18 protein-coding genes are annotated in these 22,959 nt (G+C 60.7%); 7 read left to right on the top strand and 11 right to left on the bottom strand.

Features of this window, described 5'->3' with window-relative positions; genetic code table 11:
* Positions 1–131 precede the first annotated feature (131 nt).
* Complete coding sequence (locus C7U61_RS03200; RefSeq protein WP_106996663.1) at positions 132–2,084, bottom strand: acetoacetate--CoA ligase; 1,953 nt, start codon at positions 2,082–2,084, stop codon at positions 132–134.
* Positions 2,085–2,248: 164 nt separating this feature from the next.
* On the opposite strand from C7U61_RS03200, the gene C7U61_RS03195 reads away from it, so the two are divergent.
* The gene (locus C7U61_RS03195) at positions 2,249–4,150 is read left to right on the top strand and encodes an AsmA family protein (protein WP_106996926.1); all 1,902 of its coding nucleotides are present in this window, start codon (positions 2,249–2,251) and stop codon (positions 4,148–4,150) included.
* Positions 4,151–4,165: 15 nt separating this feature from the next.
* Here the strand turns inward: C7U61_RS03195 and C7U61_RS03190 are convergent, their stop codons facing one another.
* The 5 genes from C7U61_RS03190 to C7U61_RS03170 form a co-directional block, all read right to left on the bottom strand.
* Positions 4,166–4,981: an ABC transporter permease subunit gene (locus C7U61_RS03190; RefSeq protein WP_106996662.1), complete on the bottom strand. Its 816-nt coding sequence runs from the start codon at positions 4,979–4,981 to the stop codon at positions 4,166–4,168.
* 3 nt (positions 4,982–4,984) lie between these two features.
* Positions 4,985–5,896, bottom strand: coding sequence for an ABC transporter permease subunit (locus C7U61_RS03185; protein ID WP_106996661.1), 912 nt, complete (start codon positions 5,894–5,896; stop codon positions 4,985–4,987).
* A gap of 2 nt (positions 5,897–5,898) precedes the next feature.
* Complete coding sequence (locus tag C7U61_RS03180) at positions 5,899–7,041, bottom strand: ABC transporter ATP-binding protein (RefSeq protein WP_106996660.1); 1,143 nt, start codon at positions 7,039–7,041, stop codon at positions 5,899–5,901.
* Positions 7,042–7,171: 130 nt separating this feature from the next.
* Positions 7,172–8,260: a polyamine ABC transporter substrate-binding protein gene (locus C7U61_RS03175; protein ID WP_245410734.1), complete on the bottom strand. Its 1,089-nt coding sequence runs from the start codon at positions 8,258–8,260 to the stop codon at positions 7,172–7,174.
* 193 nt (positions 8,261–8,453) lie between these two features.
* Positions 8,454–9,326 carry a LysR family transcriptional regulator gene (locus C7U61_RS03170; protein WP_106996925.1) on the bottom strand — a complete coding sequence of 291 codons (873 nt, stop codon included), beginning with the start codon at positions 9,324–9,326 and terminating at the stop codon, positions 8,454–8,456.
* On the opposite strand from C7U61_RS03170, the gene C7U61_RS03165 reads away from it, so the two are divergent.
* The gene (locus C7U61_RS03165; protein ID WP_146143942.1) at positions 9,316–9,678 is read left to right on the top strand and encodes a hypothetical protein; all 363 of its coding nucleotides are present in this window, start codon (positions 9,316–9,318) and stop codon (positions 9,676–9,678) included. The two genes, C7U61_RS03170 and C7U61_RS03165, sit on opposite strands and share 11 nt — an antisense overlap.
* Here C7U61_RS03165 and C7U61_RS03160 read toward each other — a convergent pair.
* The 3 genes from C7U61_RS03160 to C7U61_RS03155 all read right to left on the bottom strand — a co-directional run bounded on the left by C7U61_RS03160 (position 9,651) and on the right by C7U61_RS03155 (position 13,991).
* A complete protein-coding gene (locus C7U61_RS03160; protein ID WP_106996924.1) occupies positions 9,651–12,191 on the bottom strand; it encodes a HAMP domain-containing methyl-accepting chemotaxis protein in 2,541 nt (846 codons plus the stop codon). The two genes, C7U61_RS03165 and C7U61_RS03160, sit on opposite strands and share 28 nt — an antisense overlap.
* Positions 12,192–12,512: 321 nt before the next feature.
* The gene (locus C7U61_RS19435) at positions 12,513–12,656 is read right to left on the bottom strand and encodes a hypothetical protein (protein WP_181315772.1); all 144 of its coding nucleotides are present in this window, start codon (positions 12,654–12,656) and stop codon (positions 12,513–12,515) included.
* A gap of 153 nt (positions 12,657–12,809) precedes the next feature.
* The gene (locus C7U61_RS03155) at positions 12,810–13,991 is read right to left on the bottom strand and encodes an NAD(P)/FAD-dependent oxidoreductase (protein WP_106996657.1); all 1,182 of its coding nucleotides are present in this window, start codon (positions 13,989–13,991) and stop codon (positions 12,810–12,812) included.
* Between the two features lie 136 nt (positions 13,992–14,127).
* Between C7U61_RS03155 and C7U61_RS03150 the strand changes: the two genes are divergently transcribed.
* From C7U61_RS03150 to edd, 5 genes are all read left to right on the top strand, one after another.
* Positions 14,128–15,564 carry a glutamine synthetase family protein gene (locus tag C7U61_RS03150; RefSeq protein WP_106996656.1) on the top strand — a complete coding sequence of 479 codons (1,437 nt, stop codon included), beginning with the start codon at positions 14,128–14,130 and terminating at the stop codon, positions 15,562–15,564.
* A gap of 12 nt (positions 15,565–15,576) precedes the next feature.
* Positions 15,577–16,875, top strand: coding sequence for an FAD-binding oxidoreductase (locus C7U61_RS03145; protein ID WP_106996655.1), 1,299 nt, complete (start codon positions 15,577–15,579; stop codon positions 16,873–16,875).
* 132 nt (positions 16,876–17,007) lie between these two features.
* The gene (gene zwf / locus C7U61_RS03140) at positions 17,008–18,483 is read left to right on the top strand and encodes a glucose-6-phosphate dehydrogenase (RefSeq protein ID WP_106996654.1); all 1,476 of its coding nucleotides are present in this window, start codon (positions 17,008–17,010) and stop codon (positions 18,481–18,483) included.
* Between the two features lie 14 nt (positions 18,484–18,497).
* Positions 18,498–19,196: a 6-phosphogluconolactonase gene (gene pgl / locus C7U61_RS03135; protein ID WP_106996653.1), complete on the top strand. Its 699-nt coding sequence runs from the start codon at positions 18,498–18,500 to the stop codon at positions 19,194–19,196.
* A 168-nt stretch (positions 19,197–19,364) separates the two neighbouring features.
* Positions 19,365–21,188, top strand: coding sequence for a phosphogluconate dehydratase (edd, locus tag C7U61_RS03130; protein ID WP_106996652.1), 1,824 nt, complete (start codon positions 19,365–19,367; stop codon positions 21,186–21,188).
* Between the two features lie 135 nt (positions 21,189–21,323).
* On the opposite strand, the gene C7U61_RS03125 is transcribed toward edd, so the two are convergent.
* Positions 21,324–21,677, bottom strand: coding sequence for a hypothetical protein (locus tag C7U61_RS03125; RefSeq protein WP_106996923.1), 354 nt, complete (start codon positions 21,675–21,677; stop codon positions 21,324–21,326).
* 191 nt (positions 21,678–21,868) lie between these two features.
* Positions 21,869–22,957 (bottom strand): sn-glycerol-3-phosphate ABC transporter ATP-binding protein UgpC, encoded by a 1,089-nt coding sequence (ugpC, locus tag C7U61_RS03120; protein ID WP_106996651.1) that lies wholly within the window; start codon positions 22,955–22,957, stop codon positions 21,869–21,871.
* Between the last annotated feature and the right edge of the window lie 2 nt (positions 22,958–22,959).

Genomic DNA, 22,959 nt, shown 5'->3' with positions numbered 1-22,959 from the left:
AGCCGAGAATGGCTCCAATCCGCTCAAGCTCATGCGAACGGCCTCAAGTTGGCTTTACCTTTGACCAAGCTTTCTTAACGCCGGGTTACCAAATAAGGGCGATCGTTTGCCCCTCAGTTTTAGGGCTGAACTCAACTTTTGAGTTCTTCCAACCCGGCGAAGAGATCGAGCGCTTCCGGATTGGCGAGCGCTTCCTTGTTCTTGACCGGGCGGCCGTGCACCACCTCGCGCACCGCGAGCTCGACGATCTTGCCGGATTTCGTGCGAGGGATATCGGCAACGGCGATGATTTTGGCCGGCACGTGGCGCGGCGAGGCGCCGGAGCGAATGCGGGTTTTCATCGCCTTGACGAGATCCTCGGTCAGGGAGATGCCGGCGGCAAGGCGAACGAAAAGCACGACCCGGACGTCATCGTCCCAATCCTGGCCGATGCAGAGCGCCTCCAGAACCTCAGGGATCTGCTCGACCTGATTGTAGATCTCGGCCGTGCCGATGCGCACGCCACCGGGATTGAGCGTCGCGTCGGAGCGGCCATGAATGATGAGACCGCCATGCTCCGTCCATTCGGCAAAATCGCCGTGGCACCAGATATTGTCGAAGCGCTCGAAATAGGCTGCCCGATATTTGGCGCGCTCCGGATCGTTCCAGAACATGACCGGCATGGAGGGAAAGGCCTTGGTGCAGACGAGCTCGCCCTTCTCGCCGCGCACAGGCTTGCCTTCGTCGTTCCAGACATCGACGGCGAGGCCGAGGCCCGGCCCCTGGATTTCGCCGCGCCAGACCGCCTGAAGAGGGTTGCCGAGCACGAAGCAGGAGACGATATCGGTGCCACCGGAAATCGAAGCCAACTGGATATCATCCTTGATGCCCTCATAGACGAAGGTGAAGCCTTCGGGCGACAGCGGCGAGCCGGTGGAGGTCATCAGCCGCAAGCTCGAAAGATCGTGCGAGGTCTTCGGCGTCAGACCGCTCTTATGGACGGCATCGATATATTTGGCGGAGGTGCCGAATAGCGCGAACTTCTCCTCCTGCGCATAGTCGAACAGGATGTTGCCGTCAGGCGCGAAAGGCGATCCATCGTAGAGGCAGAGCGTCGCGCCGGCGGCGAGGCCCGTCACCAGCCAGTTCCACATCATCCAGCCGCAGGTGGTGAAATAGAAGACCTTTTCGCCGGGCACGACGCCGCAATGCAGACGATGTTCCTTGATGAGCTGCAGCAGTGCACCGCCCGTCGAATGCACGATGCATTTCGGGACACCGGTCGTGCCGGAGGAAAACAGGATGAACAGCGGATGGGAGAAGGAGACGGGTTCGAACTCGACCGCTTTCGCCTCGAAGGGCGCAACCAGATCGTCGAGGGTTCGCGCACCAGGCGTCGCCGCAACGACCGCCTCCAAATTGCCGGCATAGGGCACGACGACGGCAGGCGCCTTCAGGCGCTGAGCGATGGCGCTGACCTTGGCGGTGACGTCCTGCAGCTTGCCGGCATACCAGTAGCCGCTGCAGGCGATGAAGAGCTTCGGCTCGATCTGGCCGAAACGGTCCATCACACCCTGTTCGCCGAAATCCGGAGAACAGGAGGACCAGATCGCGCCGATCGATGCCGCCGCCAGCATGCAGGCGATGGTTTCCGGCATGTTCGGCATCATGGCCGCGACGCGGTCTCCCTTGCCGATACCCTCGGCGCGATAGGCCTGCTGCAGGCGCGACACCATAGCGGCCAGCCGGTCCCATGACCAGCGATCGCGCACCTTGTCCTCACCCCAGAACACCAGTGCATCGCCCTCGCCGCTCCGCGACAGCAGGTTTTCGGCGAAGTTCAGCTCGGCATCGGGAAAGAAGCGGGCTTCCAGCATGACATCGCCGTGGATCAGCGCCCGCTCACCGCGCTTGCCCTTCACGCCGCAGAAATCCCAGACGGCCGACCAGAAGTTTTCACGGTCGGCGATGGACCAGGCATGGAGACCGGCAAAATCCGCCAGCGAAAGGCCGAAACGGCGGTTGCACTCCTGCATGAAGGCAAACATCGGGCTTTGGCGGCGAAACTCCTCCGACGGCGTCCAGAGCGGCTGCTGATCCTGCATATTTCTCTCCCCGCTTTTCGCTCTATCTAGCGATGTTGCAGCGCATTATAAAACACGGTGTCATGGGCATTGCCAGTGCGTGATGTTTGCATCCGGCAAACATTTCCTATATCCGGCAAACTCAGGCAGATTATCCCCATCAGTTCAAGAGTCTCCTCGGGATCATGAGAGCTTCGAAAAATAACAAGTGGCGGTTGACGATGCGTTCGGCCTCGCGCTGGCTGCCTGCCTTCGCTCGCACGACCGGCATCATTCTTCTCACGATCCTCATCGTGTTCGCTGTCTTCAGAGCGACCGCACCTTTTCTGATTTCAAGCGGCCTGGTGCGCTCCGGCATCGAGAAGGCATTGTCGGATTGGACGGGATATCGCGCCCAGATCGAAGGCGATCCGACGCTCGATTTCTGGCCGACGCCGCGCGTCACACTCAATCAGGTCACCATCCGTGAACCGTCGAAGAACGGCAAGGTCCTCGGCCATGTCGATAGCCTCTCTGCGGATTTCTCGCTGTGGGCGGCGATCCGCGGGAAAGCGCATTTTCACGAATTCCATTTCGTGCGTCCGATCCTCTACGTCCGCCGCGACGAGAATGGCCTGATCGACTGGACGAACGAAGGCCGCCTTTCCAAGGCGATTGAGCAGGCCGAGGCCTCCTCCGGCGACGGCATGCGGATGAGCAAGGAACAGGATGCAGCCATCGGCATGCTGACAATCGAGGACGGCAGCATCGAGATGGCCGACGAGCGCAGCGGCAATATTTATAAGCTTAGCGCAGTCAATGCCGACATCGCATGGCCACGGCTTTCCCAGTCGCTGAGCGCGGTCATTCTTGCCCGCTTCAACGGTCAGGACATCAAGCTGAATTTCGATTCAGCGCAGCCCCTGCTCTTCTTCGCCGGCAAGAATGTAAACACCACGACCAAGTTCGTTTCGCCGATGATCAGCTGGACCTATACGGGTATCACGAGCATATCGGACTTTTCGGCGCTCTCGGGTAATCTGGATCTGAGCGTGCCGAACGTTCCCTCCTTCATCGCCTGGAGCGGTCAGCGCCTGCCGGCTGCCGACGCCCTCAAGAATATCTCGCTCAGCGCCAATATCGCAGCGATCGACAATGGCCTGCGCTTCAACAATCTGAGCTTCAAGGTCAACGATTCCGCTGCCTCCGGCATCATGGACCTGAACTATACGAAAGCGGGCAAACCGAAGATTTCCGGCACGCTTGCTTTCGATCAGATGAACCTCAATCCTTTCCTTGCCGCCTTCTCCATGCGTCTGGCCGCCCAAACCGCCATCGATGCCCTACTGAACGGCAACCCGCTGCAGCGGCTCGACCTCGACCTGCGGCTCTCGTCGAGCAAGGCGGCTCTCGGCCCATTCCAGTTCGATAATATCGGCGCCAGTCTGCTGGTGGCAGGCGGCAAGGCGAAATTCGACATAGGCGACAGCGGTTTCGAAAACGGTTCGCTGACCGCGCATCTTGAGGTCGCACCAGGCGACTTCGACGGCGGCGGCAAATTGCAGATATCGATTCGAAATGCCGATTTCGGCGGCCTCTTCACGCGCCTGAAGCTGATCGGTCCCCTGCCCATGCCTTCATCGGCATCATTGGATCTGTCGCTCAGTACCTCGAAGCCGATCTGGGTTGCCACGCTCAGCGACGTTGCCGGTACCCTGCACTTCTCCTCGTCGGCAGGGTCGTTCCGCCAATTCGATCTCGCGACCTTCCGGACGCTCGCCGCCCAGAAGGCATTCTTCCGGATGAGCGACATCGCCGACTCGTCGTTCGACTTCGACAGCATCAACGCGGACGCAAGCTTTGCGAAAGGCTCCGCCGAAGTACAGAACGCAGCCATTACGGGCCGCAATGAAACGATCAGCTTCAACGGTGTCGTTCCGTTCCGCACCAACGGACTGGCACTTTCCGGCGCGATCGAGGCGACCTCCCCCTCCGACGCCGACGAACTGCCGATGCTGCCCTTCTTCATTGGCGGCAGCTGGCCGAACCCGGTGATTTCGCCGGTCGCAACGCTTCTGCAAAAACCCATACAGCAGCAGCAACAATAGCCGCTGACATCTGCTTCAGGCAGCGGCGGCGGCCTGCTCGTCTCTTTGCCGCTGCACTTCGCGACGCTTCGTCACGATGGACGTACAAATGACGCCGATAGTCACGACACCGATCAGGATGGTGCAGATCGCGTTGATTTCCGGCGTCACGCCAAGCTTCACCTGACTATAGATCAGCATCGGCAGGGTCTTGGCGCCCGCACCGGAAGCAAAGGTCGCAATCACCAGATCGTCGAGCGACAAGGTGAGCGCCAGCACCCAGCCGGAGAAGACGGCCGGGGCGATGATCGGCAGCGTCACCTCGAAAAAGGTGCGCACCGGCGGCGCACCGAGATCCATCGCCGCCTCCTCGATGGAACGATCGAAGGTCAGCAGACGGGACTGCACGACGACGGCGACGAAACACATGGTCAGCGTCGTATGCGCCATGACGATTGTCCAGAAGCCGCGATCGACGCCCGACGTCACGAAGAGCAGCAGCAGCGACAGGCCGGTGATGACGTCTGGCATGACCAGCGGCGCATAGATCATGCCTGAAAACAGGATGCGGCCGCGAAAACGCGTGCAGCGTACAAGGGTAATGGCCGCAAGCGTGCCGAGCACCGTTGCAATCGTCGCTGAAAGCAGAGCGATGCGGACCGTCAGCCATGCGGCATTCAGCATCGTATCATTGCTGAAAAGATGCACGTACCATTGCGTCGAGAAACCGCCCCAGACGGTGACGAGACGCGAGCTGTTGAAGGAATAGATGACCAGCAGCAGGATCGGCAGGTAGAGGAAGGCCAGACCGAGCGTGACCGAGACGATATTGAAGCGGGACCAGCGGATCATAAATTATCTCCCCTTCTCGTCGGCCTTGGCCTGGAAATGCTGGAAGAAGACGATGGGCACCACCAGCATCAGAAGCAGAATGGTCGCCACCGCCGATGCGAGCGGCCAGTCGGTATTGCTGTAGAACTCCGTCCAGAGCACCTTGCCGATCATCAGCGTCTGCGAGCCGCCGAGCAGGTCGGGGATGACAAACTCGCCGACGGCCGGGATGAAGACCAGCATGCAGCCGGCGACGATGCCGGGAATGGAGAGCGGAAAGGTGACGCGCCAGAAGGCGCCGATCGGCGTGCAGCCGAGATCCTGTGCTGCCTCGATCAGCGTGCCGTCCATCTTCTCGAGTGCAGAATAGAGCGGCAGCACCATGAAGGGCAGGTAGGAATACACCATGCCGATATAGACGGCGGTATTGGTATTAAGGATGACAAGCGGCTCGTGGATGATCCCGAGCGCCATCAGCAGCTGGTTCAAGAGGCCCGTCGTGCTGAGAATGGACATCCAGGAATAGACGCGGATCAGAAAGCTCGTCCAGAAGGGCAGGATGACCAGCATCAGCAAGGTCGGCCGGATCGTGCGCGGCGCCTGTGCCATGCCGTAGGCGATCGGATAGGCAATCATGAGCGTCAATAGCGTCGAGATGCCGGCGATCTGCAGGCTCTCGATATAGGCGTTCATGTAGAGAGGATCGCCGGTAAGCCATGTGTAGTTATCGAACGACATGGTCTGCAGCTTGTCCCACCAGTCACTGAAGCTGTCGCTCCAGGCGAAGGACGGATCATAGGGCGGCACCGACAAAGCCTTCGTCGACAGCGAGATGCGGAAGACGATAAGGAAGGGCGCAAGAAAGAAGAGCAGCAACCAGGCATAGGGAACGACGATCACGAGGCGCTGATAGATTAGGGAACCGAGCGCTTTCATGATCAATCCTTCAGCAAGACGCCGGCATTTTCGTCGAAGGAGACCCAGACGTTCTGATCGTAGGTGAAGGGCTCTTCCACAGCGCGCACGGCATTCAGCGAGGAAGCCTTGACCACTTGGCCGCTCTTCAGCTTGACGTGGAAAACGGTCATGTCGCCGAGATAGGCGATGTCCCAGATCTCGCCTTCGGCGGCATTGAGGGATGCATTGGCCGGCGGGCGCGGCGAAACCCGAAGCTTTTCCGGACGGATGGCAAGGCTTGCGCGAGTTCCTGCCGACGGCATATCGCCAGAAGCGGTGCGCACCGCGAATCCCGAATCGACCGCGATCTCGACGACGCCCGCTTGCGCCGAGGTGACGTTGCCGTCGAGGATATTCACGTCACCAATGAAGTCGGCGACGAAGCGGCAATTGGGCGCCTCGTAGATCTCGGCCGGCGTTGCCACCTGTACCACCTTGCCGTGGCTCATGACCGCGATACGGTCGGCCATCGTCATCGCCTCTTCCTGGTCATGGGTGACCACGACAAAGGTCAGCCCCAGGCTCTGCTGCAGATCCATGAGCTCGAACTGCGTTTCCTCACGCAGTTTCTTGTCGAGCGCGCCGAGCGGCTCGTCGAGCAGCAGCACCTTCGGACGTTTCGCTAGCGAGCGCGCCAAAGCCACGCGCTGACGCTGGCCGCCGGAAAGCTGGTTGGGTTTGCGCTTGGCGAACTGCTCGAGCTTGACGAGCTTCAGCATCTGCCCGACGCGGTCGTCGATCTCGGCCTTCGGCATGCCGTCCTGGCGCAGGCCGAAGGCGATGTTCTTTTCCACCGACATGTGCGGAAACAGCGCGTAGGACTGGAACATCATGTTGACGGGACGGCGATAGGGCGGCGTACCGGCAAGGTCCTGGCTATCGAGCACGATCTCGCCCGTGGTCGGCTGCTCGAAGCCCGCCAGCATGCGCAGAAGCGTGGACTTGCCGCAGCCCGATGCGCCGAGAAGAGCGAAGAATTCACGATTGTAGATATTCAGGGAGAGGTTATCGACGGCAGTGAAATCACCGAACTTCTTCGTCACGTTCTTGAAGGAAATGTAAGGCTTGGCCGAAGGATCGGCCCAAGGAGCAAAGGAACGCCGGATATTACCGAGTGACTTCATTATCTATCCCCAAATGGATGCCCGGATGGGCGCGCGTCGCGCCGGCTCTTCCCCATCCCGGCACGCTCGTGATTCCTGACTTTATCCTCATAAGGAAAGGCCCGGACGTTGCCGTCCGGGCCGCTTCGATTTATTGGCCTGTCGTGACCTTTGTCCACAGGCGCGTCGCCACGCGCTGCGTTTTCGCGTCCCATGGGGTCAGCGTGAACAGCTTCTCGCGGACCGCATCTGTCGGATAGACGGACGGGTCGTCCAGCACGTCCTTGCTCACGAACTGCTGCGATGCCTTGTTGCCGTTGGCATAGGAGGTGAAGTTGCTCGCCTTGGCGATGACTTCCGGCTTCATGATGTAGTTGAGGAAGATATGCGCCTCTTCGACATGCGGCGCATCGGCGGGGATCGCCATGACGTCGAACCACATCTGCGCGCCCTTCGTCGGGATCGAATAGGCGATGTTGACGCCGTTCTTGGCTTCGGCGGCGCGGTTGCGGGCCTGCAGCACGTCGCCGGAATAGCCAAACGCCAGGCAGATGTCGCCATTGGCAAGCGCATTGATATATTCCGAGGAGTGGAATTTGCGGACGAAGGGACGGATCGCGGTCAGGAGATCCTCGGCCTTCTTGAAGTCTTCCTGCTTGGTCGAATTCGGATCGAGACCCAGATAGCGCAGGGCGGCCGGAATGACGTCCGTCGGCGAATCCAGCACATAGATGCCGCAATCCGTGAACTTGGCAGCCAGCGCGGGATCGAAGATCACGTTGATATCGGGTGCCGCATCGGTGCCGAGGATCTGCTTCACCTTGTCGACATTATAGCCGACGCCGCTGGTGCCCCACATGTAGTCGATGGCGTACTGATTGCCCGGGTCGTAGGTGGCGATGCGCTGCTGCACCGTATCCCACATGTTGGAGATGTTCGGCAGCTTGGACTTGTCGAGCTTCTGGAAGACACCGGCCTTGATCTGGCGCTGCAGGAAGTAAGCCGTCGGCACGACGACGTCATAGCCGGTCTTGCCGGCCAGCAGCTTCGTTTCAAGCGTCTCGTTCTGGTCGAAGGTGTCGTAGACGACCTTGATGCCGGTTTCCTTGGTGAAATCCGCCAGGATCGAATTGTCGATATAATCCGACCAGTTATAGATGTTGACAACCTTGTCTTCTGCCTGAGCGACCGTTGCCAGCGAAACGACAGCGAACGCCGTTGCTGCAAGCCGTGCGAACATGGACTTCATAGTCTCTCCTGTTTTGTTCAAGGACATCCAGGCGATGCCCAACCCTCTGTTTTTCCCGTTAGACTAGAAAGGAAATCGGAAGGCGACAAGGGAAAAAGCGTCGGCTCACACGCTTTCAAGTCTTTGCGGTCCCTCGTCTCCAAGACACACTCGTGCCTTGGAAAGCGGGCGTGGAGGCGATAGATTACGCATATGTCGGGCGCTTGCCGGCAAAAAGTTCGGCATGACTTTTCAGCAGCTTGGTCATGCGGTCGACCACGGTGCGGATTTCGCGGCGATGGCGGTCGGCATTGTTCATGACGATCCATTGCCGGTGGCGCAGCTCCGCGATTTCCTCCCCCACTCGCTCCAGTCGCGGCTCCTGATCTCCGACGAAACAGGGCAGAACGGCAACGCCGGATCCGGCAAGCACCAGATCGTGCAGCGAGCGCGGGCGGCTGACCGTGAAGGCCATTTCCTCGCGCTTGTTCTGATGCGGCCAGCGCAGATAGGCCGAGATCGCCTCCTCCTCCGCCACGGCAATCCAGCGCTGCGGGCCGACAAAGCGCATATTGCGGGCCTGATAGGCGGCATAGGCGACATCGCCGATCTTGATGGCGGCGAGATTGGTCTCTTCCGGCTCGAAGGCGCGGATGCCGATATCGCTCTCGCGATGGGCAAGGCTGGCGCGACGCTCGCCGAGATGCAGGTCGATGCGGAAGCCGTCCCGCTCCGAGCAGATGGTCGGCATGTTCTGGCTGAGCAGCCAGCCGACCCAGGTGCCGGCAGCGATGCGGACGACGGACATGCCCTGGCCGTCGCGCTGCCAGCTGTCGACCTTGCGGGCAGCCGCCTCCATCTCCAGCAGCTGATCGAACAGTGCCTGACCATCACCGGTCAGCGTGTAGCCGGCCTGGCTGCGCTCAAAGAGGGGGCGGCCGATCTGCGCTTCCAGCTCCAGCATCCGCCGGCCGATCGTCGCCGGGCTGAGGCCGCTCGAAGCGGCGGCCCCCGTGAGGCCACCACCACGGGCTACATCGAGAAAGAGCTGGTAGGAATCCCACGTCGTGTTTTTCATAATTGAAAAACATAAGCCGATCATAGCTGTTTATAAAGCAAATTCCGATGTGTATTTGAAGAGATGCCTCACAGGAAGGAGACATCTCGTGATGATGGACAGCATGGCTCTGGCGAAGGCCATAGAACTACAAAGCCTGGCGCGCGAAGAGCAATGGCGCCGCAACGAGGATCTATTCTACCTCGATTATGGGTTCGAGCCGCCACGCCTCTTCATATGGATTGGACGGATATTTGCGGTCTTGAACACCCGCCGCAAGGCAATGAAAAAGGCGGACCGGCCGGAAACCGGCCGATCCGCCTGCAATGGCAACGATAGCTGCGGTCAGGCCGCCGCCTGCTCGCGCATGTAATTCGTGCTGTAGCCAGCCTCGATCTTGAACTGTTGGATGAGGTGCAGCAAGGCATCGGCCTCCGCGGCAAGTTCGCGGCTGGCAGCCGTGGTTTCCTCAACCATGCCGGCATTCTGCTGCGTCATCTGGTCCATGTGATTGACCGACGAGTTGACCTCCTGCAGGGCGCCTGCCTGGTCGTGGCTGGCGCGGGCGATCATTTCCACATGGTGGCTGATCGTCACGATCTGACTGCTGATCTGCGCCAGTACCGAACCGGCCTCCTGCACGAACTGCGAGCCGGAATTGACCTCCTCGGTCGACTTGTTGATAAGTCCCTTGATCTCCTTGGCGGCAGCGGCCGAACGCTGTGCAAGTTCGCGTACCTCCATGGCAACGACTGCAAACCCCTTGCCGGCATCGCCGGCACGGGCGGCTTCGATGCCTGCATTGAGCGCCAGAAGGTTGGTCTGAAAGGCGATCTCGTCGATGACGCCGATGATCTGCTCGATCCGGCGGGAGGCGTCCTCGATGCGCGACATCGCATCGATGGCATTGCCGACGACGACGGAGCTGTCGTCGGCGCTGCGCTTGGCTTCGCGCACGATCGCATCCGCATCCTTGGCGCGTTCGGCAGACGAACGAACCGTCGTGGTGATCTGGTCAACGGCGGCGGCGGTCTGCTCCAGCGAAGAAGCCTGCTGCTCGGTGCGCTTCGACAGAGCCTCGGCGGAAGCCGCCATCTGAGCGCCATTGCTCTGGATCATCTCGACATTGCTGCGAACCTGGCTCAGCGTCTGCTGCAGCCGGGACAGCGAACTGTTGAAATCCTGACGGAGCTGCTCGAGGCGGCCGATGAATGGCTTGTCGATCGTTGCCGAAATATCGCCCTGGGCAAGCCGCTCGAGACCGGCGGCAAGCTCGCTGACGGCATAGTCGATCTGACGGTCCAGTTCCCGCTTTTCGGCGTCGTTGCGCTGACGTTCGTGCTCTGCGGCCGCACGCTCCTCGTCGCTCTGTTCCTCGATACGAATTTTCGAGATGGCGTTTTCCTTGAAGATGCCGAGGGCGCGGGCCATATCGCCGATTTCGTCGCGGCGCTGCTCACCGGAGATCGAAGTCTCCAGCATGCCGTCGGCGATGCGGCGCATGGCGGCGGTGATCTGGCCGATCGGGCGCTGCAGCGTCAGGACGAGCGCGATGCCGCCGGCAACCGAAAGGATGATGCCAAGCGCGGTTGCGAGGATGGATATGGAATTTGCCTGGTTGCGCTCGCTGCCGGCGCTCTGCTTCTGCGTCTCAGCGAAAGCGGTGAGCTGACCCCAGACCTGATCGAGCTGCTGTCGGGCGCCGGCATATTCGGCGATCCGCTGGTCGATGGTTTCGACCAGTTTGCCGCCGGCGTCATCCATGGATTTGATCGCCGGACGAATGGCCGAGTCGATATCGCCGGCAAAATCCATGCTCTTGGCGCTCTGGTTCAGCGTATCGATATCGCCGCCGAGCTTGGAGACTTCCTGGCGCAGGCGGACGAGATTGTCCTTGTTGGTATTGGCGTCGAAATCCGCCAGGACCAGCTGCAGCGAATAGATGGAATCCTGCAGACGGCGCGTATCCTGCAGGACCGAATTGGTCTGTGCGACGCGGGCGTCGAGGGACACGAAGGTCGTGGTCGCCTGACGCATCATCTGCGTCGCCGTCAGCTGCGTATAGGTCGAGGTCTGGCGGAAGCGCGAGAGCAGCCGGCCGATATTGGTGATCGTGTCGTCGGTCGGAGCATCCGTGCTTTCGGTAAAGGCGGCGAGATCCTTGATCGTGCCTACCAGCGACTGGACGACGCTCTTCTGGTTCTGCGGCAAGGCCAGGTCGATCGACCGCTGCGCCTTGTTCAGATCCGGCAGACGATCCTTCAGAAGCTTGACCTTGTCGGCTGGGGTCGCCGCCTTGTTGAAATCTTCGGCCACGGAGACGAGCATGTCCCCGCCCTTCAGCAAGCGATCGGCAGAGCGCAAAGTCGAGGTCGCATCCGCCTGATCCTTGCGCATCTGGTCTTCAAGCTGCTGGCTGTTGAAATTGACGTTGAAGCGGGCGCTGATCAGGGCGCGCTGGGCATCGTCGATCGTCTTGCGCAGCGATAGTTCCTGTTCGTGCAGCGACCACAGCCTGCCGACGAGGTTGGACAAGTCGGCAGTCTTCGTCGTCGCCTCGGTCAGGTTGTCGCGGCCCTCCGCCTCCGGGCCAAGCTGACTGAGCGTCGAATTGAGCACGCTCTGCTGCGACTTGATGTCCTCATAGAGCTTGTCGCGCTGGCGAACGTTGGTGATGCGCAGGAAATCGTCCATGGAACCGTAAAGGTTCTTGAACCCGGTCAGGGACTGCAGGACGCTGTTGGAAATCTCCATGCGCCCCTGAAGCAGGCCCGACGCATAAAGCCCCGTAAGCCCCACGGCAGAAATGCTGATGACGAACGGCAGGACGAATATCAGAACCTTCGTCCTGATGTTGAAACGCGACAGTATCTTGTCAATGAACATTTTGGCCCAGACCTCACACCGCTCCCCCGTCGACGCCGCCTCGGCGCTGACCGGATGTACAATCATCGTTCTTGAAATATCCGCAGGCGGGGTTCCCGAGTATAAGTCGAGAAGCAATCATTGCTTCGGCTCCAGCTTGCAGAGGAGCGCGCCCCAAGAAATCGACTGGGATTGTGGGTGTGATTAATTAATTTTCAGATAAGGATGTAATTCGGGCCTGCGGCATACAATCAAACGCTGAAAAGCGGACGATGAAGCCTATCTGTATGCGCGAGCAGAACCGCCGCTCGGCGACGGCCCAGAACAATGGGGCGGCTGTAGTCAGAAACCGCGTACGGCGAGATAAGCGATGCAAGCGGCTGTCACGCCGGTCGCCAACATCAACAGTCTTGTCGCCAGGAGCTTGGCATTGTCACGGGTTTGAGCGATTGCAATGGCGCGGGCGCGACGCTGTGTTCTGTTCATGAGTATATTCCCATTTTCGCACTGACACGATAACCGGCAAATGGTGCATTCGGCAACTGCCAATGTATTCACTAATAATGTAGGAAAGGAAAACGCGAGAAACAGAGGCGGGTTCCATTTTCGCGAGGGCCGGCAAGCGGCTGAAATGGCGCCTCAGGCAGCTTCGCCCGCTACATGGCCCGAGGCCCAGGCCCATTGAAAATTGTAGCCGCCGAGCCAACCGGTCACGTCGACACATTCGCCGATGAAGAACAGGCCGGGTATGGTCTTTGCCTGCATCGTCTTCGAATCGAGACAAGCGGTATCGATACCGCCGAGCGTCACCTCGGCGGTGCGATAGCCTTCCGAGCCCGAGGGCTTGACGCTCCACGACTGGATGGCTGCCACCAGCTGCTGCAGACGCTTGTCGGATTGATCGGCCATGTTGCCGGAGATACCTTCGCTCTCGACGACATACTGGGCCAGCCGCTTCGGCAGGATTTCCGCAAGGGCGGTCTGCGCGGATTGTCGGCCATTCACCTGCTTGGCATTCTTGAGAAACGCGAAGAGATCGATATCGGGCTCGATCACGACCGTGATCTCCTCGCCTTCCCGCCAATAGGAGGAGATCTGCAGGATGGCTGGGCCGCTGAGACCGCGATGGGTAAAGAGCAGAGCTTCGGGGAAGGATGTTTTCCCGTGACGGATCTCGGCGGGCGCAGCAATACCGGAAAGCGGGCCCAGGCGCTGAAGCAGCTGCGGATCGAGCGTCAGGGGCACGAGGCCCGGCCTGGTTTCGACCAAAGGCAGGCCGAACTGTTCGGCGATGCGATAGGCAAAACCGGTGGCGCCCATCTTGGGAATGGACTTGCCGCCGGTGGCGACGACCAGCGAGGATGCTTCGAAAGTGCCTTCCGATGTGCTGACGCGATAGCCGCCGGCGGTTTGCACGATATCGCCGATTTCCGTCCGCAATCGCAGTTGCACGTCCGCGTCGCGCATCTCGTCGGTCAGCATCCGGATGATGTCCTTGGCGCTGTTGTCGCAGAAGAGCTGGCCGAGCGTCTTCTCATGCCACGCAATGCCATGGCGCTCGACCATGGCGATGAAATCCTGCGGTGTGAAACGGGCGAGCGCCGATTTGGCGAAGTGCGGATTGGCGGAGAGAAAGTTCTTCGGCCCGGCATGGATGTTGGTGAAATTGCAGCGGCCGCCGCCGGAAATGCGGATCTTTTCGCCCGGCGCCGCAGCGTGATCGAGCACGAGGATGGACCGACCGCGCCGGCCGGCGCGGATGGCACACATCATGCCGGCCGCACCCGCACCGAGGACGATCACATCATATCTGCCAGCCACAATTCAGCCCTTTATTCTTCGCCGCGCGCTCTCGTCATTTTTCCATCATACGGCGAAAGTCCGAGCGGTTTCCCCCTCGCCAATTGGCGAACTGCAGTTATGATGCGATCACCGATCAACCCAAATACGGTGTTTTATGCCTGCGAGAAAGACCCCGCTGAAAGCTTCCATACCCGTCTCGAAAGCCCCTACGGTACCTCCTTCTCTGAGATCGGCACGCGGCGTGGCAAATTGGAAGGAAGCGGCGCAATGGCTGCGGGCACGGGGGATCGAAGACATAGAATGCATCACGCCGGATCTTGCCGGTGTGCCCCGCGGCAAGATGATGCCGACCTCGAAATTCACCTCCAACACATCGCTGGCACTGCCCTCGGCGATCTATCGCCACACGATTTCAGGCGAATATCCGGAGGAGACCGAAAGCTTCCGTTACGAGCCCCGCGACAGCGACCTGAAGCTGGTGCCCGATCTTTCGACCCTGTCCGTTGTACCCTGGGAGAGCGATCCGACGGCGCAGGTGATCTGCGACATCGTCAATTCCGATGGCGAAGAAGTCTCCTACACGCCGCGCAACGTGTTGAAGCGCATCATGGCGCTCTACCGCGACCGCGGCTGGAAGCCGGTGGTAGCCCCCGAGATCGAATTCTATCTCGTCGCGAAGAACGACGACCCCGACTATCCGCTGCACCCGCCGAAGGGCCGCTCGGGGCGCTCGATCCTCGGGGGGCAGGGCTATTCGATCGCCGGCATCAACGAATTCGACGAGCTGATCGACGACATCTATCACTTCTCGGAAAAGCAGGGTCTCGAGATCGACACGCTCATCCATGAGGAAGGGCCGGCGCAGCTGGAAATCAACCTGCGTCACGGCGATCCGATCGAGCTTGCCGACCAGGTGTTCATGTTCAAGCGCACCATCCGCGAGGCGGCGCTGAAACACGGCATCTATGCGACCTTCATGGCCAAACCGATACAGGGCCAGCCGGGATCGGCGATGCATATCCACCAGTCGGTGGTGAACATCGAGACCGGGAAGAACGTCTTCACCAATCTGGACGGCAGCCCCTCGCCCGAATTCTTCCATTTCATCGGCGGCATGCAGCGCTTCGTGCCGAACGCGCTCGCCATGCTGGCACCCTATGTGAACTCCTATCGCCGGCTGGCGCCGAACATGTCCTGCCCGGTCAACAATGCCTGGGGCTACGACAACCGCACCACCGCCTTCCGCGTTCCCGTCTCCGATCCGCAGGCGCGGCGCGTGGAAAACCGGCTGCCGAGCTCGGATGCCAATCCCTATCTGGCGCTTGCCGCTTCGCTCGCATCGGGCCTGCTCGGCATCATGAAGCAGGTGGAGCCGACGGCACCGACCGAGGATTCCGCCAACGAAGGCTCCATCGACCTTCCGCGCGGCCTGCTCGAAGCCATCGCGCTGATGGAAGACGAGCCGGCCTTCGAAGAAGTCTTCGGCAAGGATTTCATCGGCATTTATGCCGGCGTGAAGCGAGGGGAATTCGAAACCTTCATGGAAGTGATCAGTCCGTGGGAGCGGGAATTCCTTCTGCTCAACGTGTGACAGGAGCTGCCCATGACGCTGCAGGAAACATGGCAGAGCCCGATCGCGCCCGGCCTTTCCTTCTATCAGGCGACCGTCGGCCCGCGCGCGGCCTATCCGAAGCTCGACGGCTCGCGCCGGGCCGACGTTGCGATCATCGGCGGCGGCTATACAGGTCTTCAGGCGGCCTATAATCTCGCCAAGGGCGGTGTCGACGTCGTTCTGATCGACGCCAACCGCTTCGGCGACGGCGCCTCCGGCCGCAATGGCGGACAGCTCGGCACCGGCCAGCGCTGGTGGCCGGAAGAGATGGAAGAGAAGATCGGCTATGAGCGGTCGAAGGCCCTCTTCGACCTGGCCGAAGACGCCAAGCGGCATCTGCTCGATTTCGCATCCGAGCATGGCATCGACATGGATTTCCTCCCCGGCCAGATGAATGTCACGCACAAGCGCAGCTACAAGCGCGACTACATGGACAATGCGGAGATCGCAGCGACCCGCTACGGCTATCCGCATATGACATTCATGGATCAGACCGAAACTCAGGAACGGCTGGGATCGACGTTCTATCTCTATGGCGTACGCGATATGGGCACGGGTCATATCCATCCCCTGAAACTGCTCATCGGCCTTGCCCGTGTCGCGGCCGAAGCCGGTGCTTCTCTTTTCGAGATGACGAAAGCAAAGGGCTTCCGGCAATCCGGCGGCAAGACGGTCATCGAAACGGATGGCGGCGAGATCACCGCCGATCGGGTGCTTATCGCCTGCAACGGCTATATCGGCAATCTGGAGCCGGTGACGGCCGGCCATGTCATGCCGATCCGCTCCTTCATCGGCGCGACCGAACCGCTCGATCGCTTTCCAGCCGTGCTGCCTGGCAACGAAGCCGTCGCCGATTCGCGCTTCGTGGTGCGTTACTTCCGCAAATCGCGGGATGGACGGCTGCTGTTCGGCGGCCGCGAGGCCTATACGGCCGATAATCCGCGCGACATAACGCAGCACATCCGCCGGCAGATTACCGAAATTTATCCGGCTCTCAGCGATATCAGCATCGATTATGCCTGGGGCGGTTCGGTCGGCATCACCATGCCGCGGCAGCCCTTCGTGCGCGAGGTCATGCCGGGCGTCACTTCCATCGGCGGCTATTCCGGCCATGGGGTGATGCTGTCAAATTATTGCGGTAAACTCTATGCGAAAACGGTTCTCGGGAATGCGGACGAGCTTCGTCTCTTCAAGGAGCTGAACGTGCCACCCTTCCCCGGCGGTGCCCGCATGCGGGCGCCTCTGCTGTTCCTGGCGCTCTCGTGGTTTGCGTTGCGCGACAGGTTTTGAAAACCGGAAGTCGATTTCTTCCGCCGGCAATCCGTTCTAAAAAGCCGCATCTGAATTTTGCGATGCACACTGGCCTTTTTAAATCGATTAGATTAAAAGGGGCCTCAACCAAGACCGATTGAGAGATAGCTCATGAGCAGCCAGATCATTCCTGTTGAACCATTTGATTATGTCGTTTTCGGCGGCAGCGGCGACCTTGCCGAACGCAAGCTCCTGCCCGCTCTTTATCATCGTCAGGTCGAAGGTCAGTTTTCCGAGCCGACCCGCATTATCGGCGCTTCGCGCAGCGCGCTTTCCAACGAAGAATACCGCAAGTTCGCCGATGCCGCTCTCAAGGAACACCTGAAGAAGGGCGAATATGACGACGCCGAAGTCAAGAAGTTTCTGGCTCGCCTGTTCTACGTCCCGGTCGATGCGCGCAGCGACGCCGGCTGGGATCAGCTAAAGAAGCTTCTGGACGAAGGCAAGGAGCGCGTGCGCGCCTTCTATCTCGCCGTCGCTCCAGGGATCTTCGGCGACATCTCGCAGAAGATCCACGATCACAAGCTGATCACCAAGCAGACCCGCATCGTCGTCGAAAAGCCGATCGGCCGCGATCTCGCCTCAGCCCTGCAGCTCAACGACACCATCGGCAAGGTCTTCAAGGAAGAGCAGATCTTCCGTATCGACCACTATCTCGGCAAGGAAACCGTGCAGAACTTGATGGCGCTGCGCTTTGCCAACGCTCTCTACGAGCCGCTGTGGAACGCCAACCATATCGACCATGTGCAGATCACGGTGGCGGAATCGGTCGGTCTCGAAGGCCGCGCCGGCTACTACGACACGGCCGGCGCACTGCGCGACATGGTGCAGAATCACATCCTGCAGCTGCTTTGCCTGACCGCGATGGAAATCCCCTCCTCGATGGATTCGGAAGCTGTTCGCGACGAGAAGCTCAAGGTTCTGCGCGCGCTGAAGCCGATCGACGCTTCCAATGTCGAGCAGGCGACGGTTCGCGGCCAGTACCGTGCCGGCGCTTCGGCAGGCGGCCCGGTCAAGGGCTACCTCGACGAGCTGGAAGGCGGCGTTTCCAACACCGAAACCTTCGTTGCCATCAAGGCCGAGATCGGCAACTGGCGCTGGGCCGGCGTTCCCTTCTACATCCGCACAGGCAAGCGCCTTGCCGGCCGCGTGTCGGAGATCGTCATCACCTTCAAGCACATTCCGCACACGATTTTCGATCAGGCCGCCGGCCGCATCGTCGCCAACCAGCTGATCATTCGCCTGCAGCCGGACGAAGGGGTCAAGCAGTCGCTGATGATCAAGGATCCGGGTCCCGGCGGCATGCGTCTGCGCAACGTCTCGCTCGACATGAGCTTCGCGTCTGCCTTCAACGTCCGCAATCCGGATGCCTACGAACGCCTGCTGATGGACGTCATCCGCTCCAACCAGACGCTGTTCATGCGCCGTGACGAAGTGGAAGCCGCATGGAAGTGGGTGGACCCGATCCTCAAGGGTTGGGAAGAGGCCGGTCAACAGGTACAGGGCTATACGGCCGGCACCTGGGGTCCGAGCCAGGCCATCGCGCTCATCGAGCGTGACGGCCGCACCTGGCATGACGATATCTAACCGGGACGAGAACGATGACAGCCAACATGCATGCTTTTGCCAATGGTGCCGAACTCGCCGGCAAGCTCGCGGACAAGGTGGCCGAAACGCTTTCTGGTGCGATCGCCGCACGCGGCTCCGCAAGCATGGCGGTTTCCGGCGGTTCGACGCCGAAGGCCTTCTTCCAGGCGCTGTCGTCGCGTTCGATCGACTGGCCCAAGGTGACGATCACCCTCGTCGACGAACGGTTCGTACCACCAGACAATCCACGCTCGAACCACCTGCTTGTCCGGGAAAACCTGCTGAAGGACAGGGCGGCTGCCGCCATGTTCCTGCCGCTCTATCAGGCTGCGGCTTCCGTCGAGGAAGCCGCAGTCATCGCCACGAAAGAAACCAAGGCTGTTGGCCATCCCTTCGATGTCGTAATCCTCGGCATGGGCAATGACGGCCACACGGCTTCCTTCTTTCCGGGCGGCAGCAACCTCAAGACCGCACTCGATGCGAACACTCCGCGCGGCATCATCACGATGGAAGCGGAGGGTGCCGGCGAGCCGCGGCTGACGTTCACTTTCTCCAGCCTTCAGGATGCCCGATTGCTGGTGCTCCATATCGAGGGAGAAGGAAAGAAGGACGTTTTGGCCGAGGCCGAAGCGCCGGGCGAAGAAACCGAGATGCCGATCCGCGCCATGCTGCGCCGGGCGGCTTCCCCGGTCGAGATTTACTGGGCTCCCTGACACGGCCGTAAGGCCTCGTCATCGAACCCTGACAGACACAGCAACCTGTGCTGCGCCATGTGCCCGCTGCGGGCGCAGCGGCAAAGCATTGACTTTTGGACCTCGCGCCGCGCCCCTAGCGAACGGATATCAAGGGCATTGCGCAGAACAGACGGAGGCAGATCGACCATGGCCGCTGACGCCCGCATATCAGCGATTACCGCACGCATCGTCGAGCGCTCGAAGCCGACGCGCGAGCGCTATCTGGACCGCCTACGCAATGCCGCGAGCAAGGGAGCGCAACGCTCCGTGCTCGGCTGCGCCAACCTTGCGCATGGCTTCGCCATCTGTTCTCCCTCCGAAAAAGATGCGCTGGCGGGGGACCAGGTGCCCAATCTCGGGATCATCACCTCCTATAACGACATGCTCTCGGCGCATCAGCCTTTCGAGACCTATCCCGCCATCATCCGCCAGGCGGCGGCCGAAGCGGGCGGCGTCGCCCAGGTTGCCGGCGGCGTGCCGGCCATGTGCGACGGTGTCACGCAGGGACAGCCGGGCATGGAGCTCTCGCTCTTCTCGCGCGACCTGATTGCCATGTCGGCAGCCGTTGGCCTGTCGCACAACATGTTCGATGCGGCCGTCTTCCTCGGCGTCTGCGACAAGATCGTTCCCGGCCTCGTCATTGCCGCCCTCTCCTTCGGCCATCTGCCTGCCGTCTTCATCCCGGCCGGACCGATGACCTCGGGGCTGCCGAACGACGAGAAGTCGCGCGTGCGCCAGCTCTATGCCGAGGGCAAGGTCGGACGCGCCGAACTTCTCGAGGCGGAATCGAAATCCTATCACGGCCCCGGCACCTGCACCTTCTACGGCACGGCCAATTCCAACCAGATGCTGATGGAGATCATGGGCTTCCACATGCCGGGCGCCTCCTTCATCAATCCCGGCACGCCGCTACGCGAGGCCTTGACGCGCGAGGCGACCAAGCGCGCGCTCGCAATCACCGCCATGGGCAATGAATTCACGCCGGCCGGCGAGATGATCGACGAGCGCTCGATCGTCAACGGCGTCGTCGGCCTGCATGCGACCGGCGGCTCGACGAACCATACGATGCACATCGTCGCCATGGCGCGCGCGGCCGGCATCGTGCTCACCTGGCAGGATATTTCCGAGCTGTCCGACATCATCCCGCTGCTCGCCCGTGTCTATCCGAACGGGCTTGCCGACGTGAACCATTTCCACGCCGCCGGCGGCATGGGCTTCCTCATCAAGGAACTTCTGAAGAAGGGGCTGCTGCACGACGATGTCCGCACCGTCTACGGCCAGGGTCTCGAGAGCTACTCCATCGACGTCAAGCTCGGCGCCGACGGCAATGTGGTGCGCGAGCCCGCCCCGGACAAAAGCCACGACCCGAAGGTGCTGGCAAGCATCGATACACCGTTCCAGAGCAATGGCGGCCTAAAGATGCTGCGTGGCAATATCGGCAAGGCAGTCATCAAGATTTCCGCCGTCAAACCGGAACGCCACATCATCGAAGCGCCGGCCGTGATCTTCCATGACCAGCTGGAAATGCAGCAGGCCTTCAAGGACGGCAAGCTGAACCGCGATTTCGTCGCCGTCGTCCGCTTCCAGGGACCGAAGGCCAACGGCATGCCCGAGCTGCACAAGCTGACGCCGGCGCTCGGCGTGCTGCAGGATCGCGGTTTCCGCGTGGCGCTCCTGACCGACGGCCGCATGTCGGGCGCATCGGGCAAGGTTCCGGCCGCTATCCATGTGACGCCGGAAGCCGTCGACGGCGGCCCGATCGCACGCATTCGTGAAGGCGACATCATCCGCATCGATGCGATCGCCGGCACGCTGGAAGTCCTCGTCGATGCCGCCGATATGGCGGAGCGCGAGCCGGTCGTGGCCGATCTCTCGGAAAACGAGTTCGGCATGGGCCGCGAACTCTTTGCTCCCTTCCGCCACGCCGCAGGACCGGCGGATCAGGGCGCAAGCGTCCTGTTCCGGCACTGAGAGAACCCGCGGGATTTCGGCAAGGCGGCATCGCTGCCGCTGGTCAAGTATCTTGAGCATGCGCTCGAAAAATGGCGGACGGAAATCTGAACCGTCCGCCGCGTGGATCGCTATACCCGTTTGTATGCCGGCCAATCAGGCGCGGATATCGAGCACGCGGTTCTTGTGAGCCGGATGCGTGCTGTAGACGAAGATCTTGTTCATCTCCTTCTCCGTGAGAAGACGCAGGAAGCGAACTTCGACTGTGTTGTTGGAGAAGACTTTCATCAGCACGCAGCCGATCTTGCTGATGCGCGCGTCGGGGATATCCAGGTAGAATTGCTTCGGCAGATTATACTGGGTGAGGATCGCGAGAACCGCGCTGCTCTGCGATATACGGATAATATCGCAACGACGGGACGCAAGATTCATCACGCCCTTTTCGGTGTATTCGAGGCGTGCCGCGTTCATCGTGTCTTCCATGCGAAACCGCGCTTCGCGGTCATACATGAAGGATTCTTCCTTATTGAGGAAATGCTGACCTGAATTGGTTCTGCCGAACGGGGCCATCTTCGTAGATCCCTGAGGTATATTAGGATGGTGAGACTATCAGCCGGTCTTTAACAGAAGGTTTGAGCGCGCCGGTCCAAGAGGAATTTTGTCATTCACCTTTGCTTGAATCGGCGCGATCTTCTAAGGCGCTACTTTCGATAGGAATGACCAGCGGCGTCAAAGAGATGCAGCTTCTGCCTGTCGGCCGCGAAGCGCATCTTCTGGCCGCGGTGGATATCGGCGATGCCGGGGATCTTGACGATGATCGGCTCGCCATCGACCAGGCCTTCGATATAGAGCTGCGTCACCTCACCCAGCGCCTCGACGATCGAGACTTCGCCTTCGAAGAGATAGTCGTCGCCGGTCGCGAGACGCAGATCTTCCGGACGCACGCCGAAGCTCGCGGTCTTGCCCTTCTCGGAAGCCTCCGTCGGCACGTCGAGGGTTACCGCCTTGCCGCCCGCCAGCGTCACGGTGGTCGTAGCGCCGGTTTCGGTTACCGTTGCCGGAATGATGTTCATGGCCGGCGAGCCGATGAACTTGGCGACGAACAGATTGGCCGGGCGCTCGTAGAGTTCGAGCGGAGCGCCGACCTGCTCGACGCGGCCCGCCGACAGCACCACGATACGGTCGGCCAGCGTCATGGCTTCCACCTGATCGTGGGTGACGTAGATCATCGTCGTTTCGGGCATGGCATCGTTGAGCTTGGCGATCTCGATGCGGGTCGCGACGCGCAGGGCGGCATCGAGGTTGGAGAGCGGTTCGTCGAACAGGAAGACCTTCGGGTTTCGGCAGATGGCGCGGCCGATGGCGACGCGCTGGCGCTGACCGCCCGAAAGCGCCTTCGGCAGGCGCTCCAGATATTGGGTCAGCTGGAGGCTCGCGGCCGCCGCACGCACACGACGGTCGATTTCCTGCTTGCTTTCGCCGGCGATGCGCATGCCGAAAGCCATGTTGTCGTAGACGGTCATATGCGGATAGAGCGCATAGGACTGGAAGACCATGGCGATGCCGCGCCGCGACGGCGGCACCTCGTTCACCTTCTGGCCGGCGATCATCATATCCCCGGCCGTGATGCTCTCCAGCCCGGCAATCATCCTGAGTAGAGTGGACTTGCCGCAGCCGGAAGGGCCGACGAAGACGATGAACTCGCCTTCGTTGATCTCCAGATCGATCCCGTGCAGCACGTGCACGCTGCCGTAGGATTTCTTGATATCCTTCAGAACAAGTCCCGTCATTA

Source organism: Rhizobium sp. JAB6 (assembly GCF_003024605.1).
Classification (GTDB): domain Bacteria; phylum Pseudomonadota; class Alphaproteobacteria; order Rhizobiales; family Rhizobiaceae; genus Rhizobium.
Note: the sequence above shows the minus strand (reverse complement) of the source record. Positions and strands in the feature narration are given on the sequence as shown.